The 11,505-nt window shown below is 67.3% G+C and carries 7 protein-coding genes and 4 pseudogenes; 5 read left to right on the forward strand and 6 right to left on the reverse strand.

The window, feature by feature from the left end:
- Positions 1–277: 277 nt before the first annotated feature.
- Positions 278–1,705: an AAA family ATPase gene (locus ACZ4UU_RS44800; protein ID WP_471909226.1), complete on the reverse strand. Its 1,428-nt coding sequence runs from the start codon at positions 1,703–1,705 to the stop codon at positions 278–280.
- 136 nt (positions 1,706–1,841) lie between these two features.
- On the opposite strand from ACZ4UU_RS44800, the gene ACZ4UU_RS44805 reads away from it, so the two are divergent.
- Both ACZ4UU_RS44805 and ACZ4UU_RS44810 read left to right on the forward strand, forming a co-directional pair.
- Positions 1,842–2,060: a hypothetical protein gene (locus ACZ4UU_RS44805; protein ID WP_471909221.1), complete on the forward strand. Its 219-nt coding sequence runs from the start codon at positions 1,842–1,844 to the stop codon at positions 2,058–2,060.
- 195 nt (positions 2,061–2,255) lie between these two features.
- Positions 2,256–4,271: pseudogene (locus tag ACZ4UU_RS44810) on the forward strand (Helicase associated domain protein); the annotation flags it as partial.
- A 156-nt stretch (positions 4,272–4,427) separates the two neighbouring features.
- On the opposite strand, the pseudogene ACZ4UU_RS44815 reads toward ACZ4UU_RS44810, so the two are convergent.
- A pseudogene (locus tag ACZ4UU_RS44815) lies at positions 4,428–5,348 on the reverse strand (helix-turn-helix transcriptional regulator); the annotation flags it as partial.
- Positions 5,349–5,495: 147 nt separating this feature from the next.
- Between ACZ4UU_RS44815 and ACZ4UU_RS44820 the strand changes: the two are divergent.
- Positions 5,496–5,663: pseudogene (locus ACZ4UU_RS44820) on the forward strand (zeta toxin family protein); the annotation flags it as partial.
- A 57-nt stretch (positions 5,664–5,720) separates the two neighbouring features.
- On the opposite strand, the gene ACZ4UU_RS44825 reads toward ACZ4UU_RS44820, so the two are convergent.
- A complete protein-coding gene (locus tag ACZ4UU_RS44825) occupies positions 5,721–5,927 on the reverse strand; it encodes a hypothetical protein (protein ID WP_471909227.1) in 207 nt (68 codons plus the stop codon).
- 328 nt (positions 5,928–6,255) lie between these two features.
- Between ACZ4UU_RS44825 and ACZ4UU_RS44830 the strand changes: the two genes are divergently transcribed.
- Positions 6,256–7,524: a DUF6236 family protein gene (locus ACZ4UU_RS44830; RefSeq protein WP_471909222.1), complete on the forward strand. Its 1,269-nt coding sequence runs from the start codon at positions 6,256–6,258 to the stop codon at positions 7,522–7,524.
- A gap of 370 nt (positions 7,525–7,894) precedes the next feature.
- Here ACZ4UU_RS44830 and ACZ4UU_RS44835 read toward each other — a convergent pair whose 3' ends face one another.
- Positions 7,895–9,100, reverse strand: a complete 1,206-nt coding sequence (locus tag ACZ4UU_RS44835) for a vanadium-dependent haloperoxidase (protein WP_471909223.1) — start codon at positions 9,098–9,100, stop codon at positions 7,895–7,897.
- 419 nt (positions 9,101–9,519) lie between these two features.
- On the opposite strand from ACZ4UU_RS44835, the gene ACZ4UU_RS44840 reads away from it, so the two are divergent.
- Positions 9,520–10,080 (forward strand): hypothetical protein, encoded by a 561-nt coding sequence (locus ACZ4UU_RS44840; protein WP_471909224.1) that lies wholly within the window; start codon positions 9,520–9,522, stop codon positions 10,078–10,080.
- On the opposite strand, the gene ACZ4UU_RS44845 is transcribed toward ACZ4UU_RS44840, so the two are convergent.
- Both ACZ4UU_RS44845 and ACZ4UU_RS44850 read right to left on the reverse strand, forming a co-directional pair.
- On the reverse strand, positions 10,071–11,000 hold the full coding sequence (locus ACZ4UU_RS44845; RefSeq protein ID WP_471909225.1) for a peptidoglycan-binding domain-containing protein: 930 nt from the start codon (positions 10,998–11,000) through the stop codon (positions 10,071–10,073). The genes ACZ4UU_RS44840 and ACZ4UU_RS44845 overlap by 10 nt on opposite strands.
- 222 nt (positions 11,001–11,222) lie before the next feature.
- Positions 11,223–11,505: pseudogene (locus ACZ4UU_RS44850) on the reverse strand (transposase family protein); the annotation flags it as partial.

The raw sequence follows: 11,505 nt of genomic DNA on the forward strand, positions 1-11,505 counted from the left end.
CGCCACAGGACTCTCCGACGTCACCCTCAACGACATCGACTACCTCGACCTCGACTACTGAACCCGGCAGCAACCGGGAGCCCGGACCTGCTCGTGTGACTTAGCGCTTGATTTGGCCACTTAGTACTTCACCTGGCGGTTCTGAGCACCGCATCTCGGCGAGCCGCCCGCAGCATCGGCGCCTTGCTGGACGCGCAGCAGACCGGCTGGAGCCAGAAGGCGAAGTGCGGAGCAGCGGCTACCGATGCCTCGCCGGGACAGTTGCGGCGAACTCGGCCTATGGGGGTCTCTCCGGGCGGAAACGAATGATCCGGGCCCGCGACAGCGACGCGAGGGTCATGCTGTGCGTCGCAATTACGAACTGACAGCCCTGCTCGACCCTCTCGTACATCCACTGCACTTGCCGGGCGCTGGCCTCCGGGTGCAGGCCAGCCTCGGGCTCATCGAGCAGAAACAGCCGGTTTGGCCCGTCCATACCTTCAAGGAGCGCATCCGAGCCCTCGGGCGAGGTGCCCAGGTACGACACGAACAGTCGGCTCTCCGGCTCCCGCGAGGTGGACCACCGCGCCTCCAGCCCCTCGGCGATCACACGGCTGAGTGAACTAAGCCCATACGGCAGGCCGCCGTTGCTGAAGCGGCAGTGTGTCAGCAGTGCCAGTGCTTCCAGGACGGCCGACTTCCCCGAGCCGTTCGGGCCCGCCAAGACAGTGATCCCGGAGTGGAACGAAACCCCCTTTTGCAAGCTTCGGATGATCGGCAAGGAGGACAGCCCAACGTGCTGACCGCCGACCAGCCGCACCGACTGCAGGAATCCCTCCCATGTGCCGTTCTGGTGGGCGAACTCGTCGGAGAAGCCGTCGAGGACCTCTCCCGCAATCTCGACCTCTTGCCCCGTCAGGCCCAACATGCGGTCGACGTCGGCAAGCTCGCCATCCTGAAGATCGAGAGCCGGCGGAGCACTTGCCCTCGCGATGGTCGGCTGCGGCTCGCCGGGGCGGCCTCCTGGCAGCAGTGAACGGCTGAGATCGGCGACGTACTGCGACCACTCCACCAGCATGCGCTGGGCACGGTCCCGCTCCATCTCGGCAACGACCTGTTGCCACTCGCTCTCCTGCAGCCGGTGCTTCCATGCCAGCACCGACGAATCTCCCTCTGCCAGCTGTCCCCGGGCCTGAGCCAGCCGCAGATCATCCACGCGTTGCCGGATCCGCTCACAGATCATCAGCAGGGCCCGTGCCACCTGCCGCATGCGGTCCCGCTCCGCCAGCAGCGCTGCCTCACGCTGCTCTGCCTGGCGCAGCTGCTCGGCGAGATCGAGTGCCCGGAGCGCCAGATGGCTGTCCACCAGCTCGCGGCGAGAGACCGCCCTCTGGCAGGCCGCGTCCCAGGGGGCGCGGACTTCGGCCAGACGCCGTTCCTGCAGTGCGGCGTTGTCCGTGGTGACATCCACAACGGCCTCGATGAATTCCCACGTCAGGCCCCTGCCCGCGAGGCGCTCATAAGTTGCAGTGCGTCGCGGCGGGGCACCGTCGCCGAAGTGCTCCGGGGTAAACCGGTCGATCAAGGCGGGCACAGTGCAGCCAGCCTGGTCGAGCCACGACCGCAACAGCTGGGCCACTTCGTTGTGCGCGGCACTCGGTCCTGACAACGGCCCCCATTTCGTTCCCGCCCCGTTCATCGCCTTGCCTTCCTCCCCCGCCTGCATCAACAGCCAGGACCATGCTGCCGTGCCGGAACCCCGTCCGGGCCCATCCGCCGGACAACCCGGACTACTGGCCCGGCCCGCCCCGGCCGGACAAGGCTGAGCTCCGCCATCGGTTGACTCGCAAAGGAAAACCACCATGACTTCGCTCGACCATGATTCAGCACCGGCGCATTCGAGCCGCATGGAGAAGGCGCTGGAGTGGATCACCGCGCTGACTCTCCTGGCCACGGTCGCGGCCGTAATCGTGCTCGCCCTCACCGACAACGCCGGCTATCTCGGTACGGTCCTCGGGATCTGCGCTGCGGCGGCAGCCATCGGAGGGACCGTGCGCATCTGCATCCACGTCCGCGGCTGACCAATCGGCTGCCCTCGGGTGAGGCACACAGGCCGGCTCGGGGCGGCTGATCTCGTCGCGGCCCGGCGAGTGCTCCAGTCGGCCACACTGGCCAACCGTGCCGCTCAGTCACAGCTCGTCTGAGCCGAAGCACGATCTTTGTCACCAGCCACGGGATGGGTGGGGAAACTGTTGCTGGCCGCGGGTGCCTTTCGGGTGGCTCCCCTACAGGGTGAGATGACACTGTCGTTCCTGGGGCGGCTCGCGGACAGGTACGGCCTGACGGTGCGGAGTCTGCTGTCGTCGGTTACCGAAGTGGCTGGCCAGCAGGGCGTCGTCGGGGCTCTACGGGGCGACAGTGAGGTGTTCTTGAACGCCTCGGCCCGGGGCCGGGTCGCGGCGCTGTGTCGTGTGCCGCAGGGAGGCTTGCGCCGTGCGTTGCCGGCCTGGACGCGGGAGGAGCCGCTGGGCCCCTCGAAGGAGAGGCCGGCGGCGCGGCTCGGCAACGGGGTGGAGACGGTTGCCGCCTGGGGGCCGGCGTGCCCGGGCTGTGTGGCTGCGCGGACCGGTCGCGTTGCACCAGCCCGGGTGTACCTGGCGGCGCACCAGCGAGTCTGCCCACGCCACCGGTGCTGGCTGATGGGCGTGCCTGGCAGCGGGGGCCGTGTCGTCGGATTGGCCGGGTGCCCGGAGGTGGTACAGGCGCAGGAGGATCACCGGAGGCTGCTGCGCCGCTCCCCCGTCGCTGGTTCGGCGTTCGAGGTTGCTGAGGCGGTCACGGCCTGGTGGTGGGCGCAGAAGTGGCCCGAGGAGCGCCTGTGGCCGATGCGGCTGGATGCGGCCATGCCCGCGGGCGAGGATCCGCAGCGGTGGCGGATTCTGGCGCGGGATCTGGTCACCTACCCGGAGACCGTCGCCCTCGCCACGCTTCTGGCCAGCCGGGCCTGGCGGTTCCGTGTCGCTGCTGACGGTGGTGGGCACGTCCCCTACCGGTTGGCTGATGTGCCCTGCGTGCCCAGCGAGCTGGGCGATTGCTTGCGGCGTCCGTGGCTCACCGAGCGTCTGGCCGCCTGCACCCACGGACCGCTGTTTGCCTGGACGTACCAGTGCATCCGTACCAAGGGAGGCGGTGGAGACGCCGAACAGCGGCTGTGGCAGGTCCCCTTGGCGCTCCGGCCCCGGCCTCTCGCCGACGTTCTCGCGGGCTACCAGCGTCGGCAGACCGCAGGCACAGAGGGTCTGCCGGCTCAGAAACGGCTGCGGGGCCACAGCGTGCACGCCGACGGGGCCTTCGCCGCCGGCCTGGCCCACGCGCGTACCTACGCCGCCCAGCACGGCCACCTCGCCACCCAACGCGACACGCGAGTCGGTTCCTTCTCCCTGGGGAAATGGGTGCACAACCAGCAGGCCCACGCCCTGGCGCTGCCTGAAGAAAAGGCCGCCGCCCTGAAGGCGGTGGATCCGTGGTGGAACATCCCCTGGTCGGTGAAGTGGCAGCGCTCCTACTACCGCGCCCGCGACCACGTCAGGCGCCATGGCCCCCTCAACGCCGCCGACGGCTTCCCCGGCACCCACGTGCTGACTGGGGAGTGGCTGTACCTGCAGTGCACCGACTACAGCTCACTCCACCCCGAACAGCGCCGTCTCCTGGCCGACATCGGCCTCACGGCCCAGGCCGCCGGCAGCGCACGCCCGCGCCGAACGAGCCGGACAGCGGGCATCGATAAGGCTGTTGCCTGTGCGCGCGCCTTCGTCGCCGAACACGGATGCCTGGCCCTGGCGACCAAGAACATCTCGTACCAGGGGTTTTTGCTCGGGAAGTGGCTCACTGCCCAGCGTGTCCTCGCCCGCCGCCAGGACGAACCCGGCGCGCATCTCCAGGTGCTCGACTCGATCGACGTGTGGTGGAACCCGCCGTGGCCCTTGGCGTGGCAGCGCACCTGGTACCGGATCCGCGCTCATGCCCGAGACCGGCGCCAAGGGGCTGCAGAAGGGGGCTGGCCGGAGGGCAGTGACGGCTGGGCCACGTGGCTGTCCGTACAGTGCACCGGCTACAAGCAGTTGCATCCGCTGCAGCAGCGTCTGCTGGCGCAGATCGGCATCACCGCCGAGACCGCCGCTGCTCGCCCCTACGAGATCATCGCCCAGCTCTGCGGGACGGGCCCCGGGCTGGCCCACGCGCGCACGTACGCCGCCGCACACGGCCACCTCGGCACGCCCCTGAATGCTTGTCCTGAGGGGTTTCCGCTGGGTCGGTGGTTGAGCGAACAGCGCCGCCAGGCGCGGGAGCACCATCGCAGTACAGGCGGGACATGGCCGGTCAGCACGCTCCTCGCAGCGCTCGACCCCTGGTGGAACCCGACCTGGTCCTTGGAGTGGCAACGCAATTGGAGGCGCGTACGCCACCCCGGGCCAGGACCGCTCATCGAGGGCGTCCCAGGACAGGATCGCCAGCTGCACGCACTGCCGCTCGCGCCCCTGGGCCTTGCGGTAGATGCGCGCCCACGGCCCGAACCCGCGCTGCGTGAGCTGCCACTTCGCCTTCGCGACCTGCTTGACCACGGGGTGGTCCTCGGGCAGGCGCAGGGAGCGGCGCTGCTCGTGGCCCTCCAGGCGCTCCGGCAGCCCCAGCTTCACGGCAGCCTCGGCGGTGAGCACGATCAGCGGATCGGCGTCCTTGCCGTACCGGTTGAGCTTCGCGGCACCGAGACCGGACTCGCGCAGCGTCCACTCCACCAGCTAAGGGATCGTGGTGGCCGGGCAGTCGAGCACGATGCCGCCGACGCCGTACGCGGAGCCGTCACCGTCCAGCACAGCGAGGGGGCCGTGCGGGAACCGCGGGTCGGTGGCGGGCTTCGCCTTCTGCGCGGCGGGTCGACGGGACGATGCAACCGGGCGGCGGGTCGCGGGGCGCTCCGGCGCGGCCGGGGCCTGGGCGGCGGCCTCATGCTCGGTGGTCTCGGGCGCGACCGGGCCGGTGAACGCCTCCGGGCGGGCTACGGCGGCTGGGGCAGGCGCGGCCGCGGGGACGGCGGCGGCGTCTTTGGGATACCTCGCTGCCCAGCCCTCCAGCAGTCGCTGGTACGCCTCCAGGCGCGGCGGCCGCGGCGAGCTCCGTCCGTTCTCCCAGTTCTTCACCGTCTGCTCGGTCGTCTTCAGGGCCTTCGCCAGACGCAGCTGGGTCATCCCCGCGGCCTCGCGCAGCCGGGCACGCTCCGCTGGGGGCGGGAGTTGCGGCTCCTCCTCCAGCAGTGCGTCCACGGACGCGAACAGCTCCTCCTCCAGGCCCTCATCGTTCGGCACGTACATCACCTCCATCTCAGACACTACCACTGTTTTACCTTGGATTTATCCCACTGATTTAACTCGATCGGAGTTTTCGGGTAGGGTGATCTTGACCGTCAGGCAGGCGGCAGGGCGAGCTGAAGAGGTTGTGCGGTGAAAGACGAGGACGTCATGCCGGTCGTCCTGGCCGAGGGGCAGCACGAAGAGATCCTGGCGTCCGAGATTCTGCCGACCTGGACCAGGGACGCCATCCCTCAGCAACAGCCGGTCGTGGTTGTCGTCGCCGGGCAGCCCGGCGCCGGGAAAACCGAAATCGCCGACCTCGTACAGGCTGCGCTGAACCGCCGCGGCGGCGCCGTACGCGTCGGCCGGGACCTGTACAAACCCTTCCATGGGTCAGTCGAGGTCGTCGCGTGGCGTGAGCAGTGCGAAGTACGTCTCGCGGGCCTCCTCGCTCAGCTCGCCGTCGAGGGCGAGGGCCTGGCGCAGTGTGCGGACCGTTTCCTTGGGCGGGACGTCCCACCGCCTGCGGGCCTCGCGCATGATCTCGCCGATGTACCAGTGGGCGGATTCGGGGTGGTGGCGGATGAACCAGTCCAGCATCTACCAGCTCTGACCGACGCTGCCGGTCCGGCGGCCTGAGTACGCCGATGAAGGGCAGCAACGTTTGTCGGTGAGTCCCAGCAATGCTTGAGCGGGTTCGGCGTCTGAAATCTCGATGAGTTTCAGCAACGCCGTGGCACCGTGGAGAAGCGCGGTGAGCGGCAGCGGGCCGGCTTGCTGGCAGCCCTCCGGGCGGAAGGCTCAGTGGAGATGGCAGGGTAGTTCGCGCAGTGGTGGTGCCTGACTCTGGTGGTCGGGCAGGTGGTCGTGTGGCTACGGTGGTAGGGACGATCGTACGAGGAGAAACAGCCGCTCTCCACGGGGGACCATGATGCAGCGGATCGGCCTCTACTACCCGTACGTGCATTTTCGCGACGAGGCATGGCTCAAGGCGGCCGCCCTGTACTGGCCTCGCATGGCGCGGGTGGTTCCGCCCGGCTATCCGGTGGATGATCCTCGCCATGTGTCCCTCCTGCGGGACGAGTTGGACTTCGTCGTGGACGTTGACCCGCAGGACTCCGCCAGAGCCGTAGCCGCAGTCTTCCTGAGAATTCTTGAGAACCGGTCCCATGTAGAGGCGTTGCGTGACGCGTTCCTGAGGTATGAGAGTCCGTGGGGGTACAGCTCGGGATGGGTGCCAAGCGACAACATGACCCATGCGCGTATCGGTGGGGACGGTCCCCTTGTGGTGAGCGCGGAACCTCAGCCGGTCAGACCCTCCGACTACACACCGGTACCCGATCGGGACCTCACCGGCCTGCACTGGGACGAGGTCGATCCGATGCTGCGCGAGCGGCTCATGGTCGCGGGCCTGGCCAGGGCGACAGAGCAATCGGCGGTCGCTCCGTGTACGCGCCGCAAATGGCTCGCCATGCCACCCATGCTGGGATGGGTCTACAAATGCATGCTCACCGAAGAAATCTCACGGCGGACTCGTTACGTACCAGCAACCGATCAGGACGCCGCCTATTACATGATCGGCAACTGGGACGAAGCGACCATCGTCAGCACGTGCACAAACGGTTTCAGTCGGCCTTCCAGCCCGGCTGCGGACCTCGTCGGCCACCTGGGCACCCTGGCCATTGCAGCTGCCCTGCCATCCGGGCTCGCTGACGTACCCGTCGAGAAGATTGTCAAGCTCCGGAAAAACTACGTTGGCGAGTTCAACGCCTTCACCGACGCCGTCGCCACGGCCACCGCCGACCTGGAAGAACATCTCGCAGGCATAGAGGACGCACGGGCGCTGCGGGAATACATGCGATTGCTGCTGGCTCGCACGGTCGAGGAGCCACTGCACGATCTACGCAGGGCCATACGTGGCCTGCGTCTGCGATCGACGAGCACCGTTCTGAACTACAAGTTCGAAGTGGGCTCGCTGACCACCGCGCTGGCCAGCACGCTGGGCCAGGGTTCGGTGACGGCCGCGGGAGTCACATTCGGCCTCACGGTCATGCGTCAAGGGCTGGCGGAAGCACGCGACGCACAGATCAAGGGCTCCTCGGTCGGCTTCTTGCTCCGCAGCTCCCACCTGGCGCCGGCCACGTTCAAACGCCGTGCCCTCCGCACGATTTCACGCGCCATAGGCATCGGACCGTAGAGATCGTGGGCCTCTGCAGTCAGCCAGCCGCTATCGCGACAGTGGCCCTCGGCGCAGACCATGCCAACTGTCACAAGCCGCCATAACCTCAGCAGTTAGAGATCTCTAGCCTCGCGCTTTCACGAGGTGGGCTGTCCGAGCGGCAACGGAGTTCCTCATAGGCAGGAGATCGACCAAGATCCTTCTGTCGCACGAGGAACTCCGTTGGGTGCGCAGTGTTGCACCCTGCCCGCAACAACCACCATTTCCTGGCCGGAGACCAGTCATCCACTGCGCGGCCCGTCAGCCGCTGAGCTGCGCTTCGGTCGCCGTCCCGGTGTCGGTGCTGTCCCGAGCTGCCCTCCCGGCGGTGGTGGAAGGGACGGCCGCGTCAGCGCCGCTGGAAGGCGTGGTTCAGGACGTCGAGGGTGACCGCCAGCCCGAGCCGGTTCCCGTGCTGGGAGGCGAAGCGGTAATGCACGCCGGCCCAGATGCGCGCCTCCAGGAGTTCGGCTGTCGCCGCCTTAAGGCTGTCGTAGTGGCGGGTCGTGCCGGAGGCGGGGCTGTACGCGGCGAACGTGAGGTCGTCACGGCCGAAGAACGTCCCCAGGGCCGTCATGACCGCCGTGGTGAAGCAGGCGTGGCCCGACGGGTACTCCGGCGACGGGGCGGTGACCCGCAGCGGCGTCCAGTCCGGGTCGGGATCGGTGGCCGCGTTGCCGTCGGTGCCGGCGAGCGGAATGGCCGTCACCGGGCGCCAGAAGTTCCAGTGCGCCTTGGCCTTGTAGCAGGCGATCAGGGTGTCGGCGGAGGCCACGTACACCATGGCGAGCAGCCGGGCCGTCTGGAGGCTGCTGAGGCGGTGCGCGTCGGCGAGTTGCCGGGTGATCGACCATTCGACCATCCGGGGGTCGTCCCACCAGATCGCCGCCTCGGTCTGGTCCTCGGTGCGGACGGTGCTGGTGGCCGCGCCGAGGCTCTTGACCTCGTTCAGGTCGCGGGCCCAGGCGGCGCCGGTCAGGGCCGGCGGGGGCTTGACCCGGTAGGCGCCGGCGTCGGGGATGACGAACGGCTTCAGGTTCGGCACCCAGGCGCCGACGTTGACGTAGCCGGGCGGGGTGGGCCGGTATGCGCCCGGCTCGGTGCCGACGGTCCACGGCGCGGTGGGGTCGAAGCCGTCGTCACGGCGGCTCTCGGTCATCGCCGCGGCGGCGGCCCTGCCGACGGCCACCCCGCCGTCCTCGGCGCGGCCGTCGGGGATCGCGGCCAGCGCCTCGTCGTACCGGGCGTTCAGCGACTCGGCCTGCGCGGGGAAGAGCCACAGCAGCGTGTCGTGGGCGGCCGCGGCGACCGCCGCGGCGGTGGAGTCCCCGGGGCGGCTGCGGGACGCGCTGACCAGGGGCTCGTACGGACGGCCGGCGACAGCGTTGACCGCGTCGTACACGGCGCCCTGCACGATGGCGAAGCTGCGGGTGCTGGTGGTGGGCGACTGCTTGGCGGTGTCGTAGATGGCGGTCTGGGCGTGGATGTTCCAGGCGATGACGGGATTGCCCGGGGCGGCCTCCACGCCGCTGTGTGCCTCGGCGGTGGTGGCCATCAGTGGAACGGTCAGGGCGAGTACGGTGAGGACCGCGATACGGCGTAACCATCTGAATGATCCGGCGAGCGGGCGTTGTGTCACGAGACCCCCCAGGGCTTGTCGGTGACAGATTGTCAGAGCCTATCGGCGAGGGTCAGTTTTGTCGTTACATCGACAATCCGACGGGGTTCACACCCGGATGTCCGTCACCTCGGCGAAGAATGCGCGGGCTCCCACCGCAAGCCCCCGGGGTGTTGCTGGAACTCATCAACACCGTTCCCCGCGAACTCCCGGTGTTGTCCGCGCTGACGACAACCGTTGCTAGAACTCCCCTACATACTCAGACGGCCCCACAGGGGGCGCGTACACGGCCGTCTTTCCACCCGCCCCGCCGTTGTGGTCCCCTGACACGTAGTGGATCAAGGGGGTTGTCGGCGGTGGACAAAGCTCGCCTGTACCAGAACGGCAAGGTCGGCCCGAGGGTCTTCGCACGCGAGATCGACAGCGAACCCTGGTGGCGCCAGCAGAAAACCCCGCTGATCTGCCCGTTCTGCAAGACCGCCGTGGTGTCCCAGCGCACGTCCGTGGGCCGCTCACCCCGGGCGGCGCTGTTCCGGCTCGCCGCGGATAAGCGGCATGAGGACATCTGTCCTCTCAACCCCGCCGAGGTCCTGGAGAAGATCGCGCGCGGGTCGCAGGGCGTGGCTGTGATCGAGGGCGACGAACTGCACCTGGTGCTGCCTGACGACCTTGGTCAGATCGGCGCCGCCCTCCCGCCCGTCGGCGGCAACGCCCTGGATCCGGACGACGCGGTCGGCGTGAACGTCTCCACCGTGCGGCCGCTGTTGCCTCCCCTCGGGATCATCGAGCTCACGCAACAAGGCCACCAGGTCTGCTTCGCACTCCGTCACGCACCGATCTTGGCGGATCAGCAGCGGACCTCGCCATCCCGACATCACGCATTCAAGTTCAGTAGCCATTGTCATAGCTACGGATAGTGAGCTATTTCGTGTTCACTCAATCGGGAAATGATGGCATCAAGCGTCTGGCGCGGCACATCATCGACGCTCTTTATTGTCGCTGTGGGTGGGATACCGTGTGCGAATTCGAAGGAGTTCAGCGCCTTGCGGGTATCGCTTCCGGCTATACCGTCGAGCCCCTTGTGGTTGAAGCCCAGTATTTCGAGTGCTGTCTGTAGCCCGATCGTAAGGTTCATGGGGATGGGGAAATAGCCGGACCTCATGTTGGACGCCAGCTGTTCTCTCGGGTCGAATACGAGCTGAGTCAAGTCGCCGGGCGGGGGTTCCGCCCACCAGCCGGCTATCGTGAAGAGTAGGCCGTTGCGCACGTTTCGTGGAATGACTCCAGGGTTTCCGGTCTCGGTCATTCTGCACTCGCGAGCCATCGTCAGCCAGTCGCCGGCGACTGCTGCGGCTTGGAACTTAGGGAAGCGGAATTTCGGGCCTAGAGCCCATGCCATGCTGAGGAGGCCAAGCTGTCCGTCGGCTGGCCATTGGTCGAGAGAGGCGAATGGTTCTCGTTGCAGAAGCGTCCTTTCGAAGCTCGCCAGCTTGCTGTGAATGAGTTTGTCTATTTCTTCATCAGTGGTCTGCAGTCGGGTGATCTTCTCCTTCTCTGGGAGCGGCTTTTGGGCGGTTCCGCTGAATTTAACTCTTGCATACTCGGCCAATATGTCTGCATGGCTGGCAGGCGTGCCTGATGTCTTGTCGAACCAGTCGAGTGTATAGATGTCCGGCAAGGGGCTGGGATTGGTGCCGAAATCTTCCGCGTCGTCGGCGTCGAGCAGGTTTCCCACCCCGGTAGAGACCAGTCGTTTGACGTCCAGATACATGAACAGTACGCGGCCTTCGAGGGGCTCACTGAACGAGATGAAGGAATCGCGGACGCTTTCGTGCATCGCCTCAAGCCTTCCTCTCTGAGCGCCATGTGAAGTGCAAGTTCTCGCACGGAGGCGCCTATCTTCCGGTTTCGGCAGCTGTCAGGCTGCTCCGGTTGGCCCTATCTGCATATGAATATGCCCTTTATGTGCCTCTCGCCCGTTCGGCGTTCCCGGAGCTGACGTCGGATGATCGGGGTGCATGATGAACCGACTCTGCTTCCCGATCTCAGTAAGCCTCTTTCATCCTGAGTTCGTGCAGATCAGGAGGGTGTGGATTGCTCGGACGATGCGGCCGAGGCGATTGGTTGAACAGCGTGCCTTTCGAAGAAAGCGCCAGGACTTGAGTTGGGCGAAGGCGCGTTCGCCGGATGCGCGCAGGTGGGCGTGGTCCCGGTTGTACTGCTGGTAGTGCTCGGGCAGTTCGCGGTGTGCCCGTAGTAGGGGGTGCGGACGGTGGCGCCGGCGCCCTGGTAGGCGCGGTCGGCCAGGATGAGGATCTGGCGGGTCAGGCAGGCTTGGACGA

This window comes from Streptomyces sp. NPDC028907 (genome assembly GCF_055564995.1).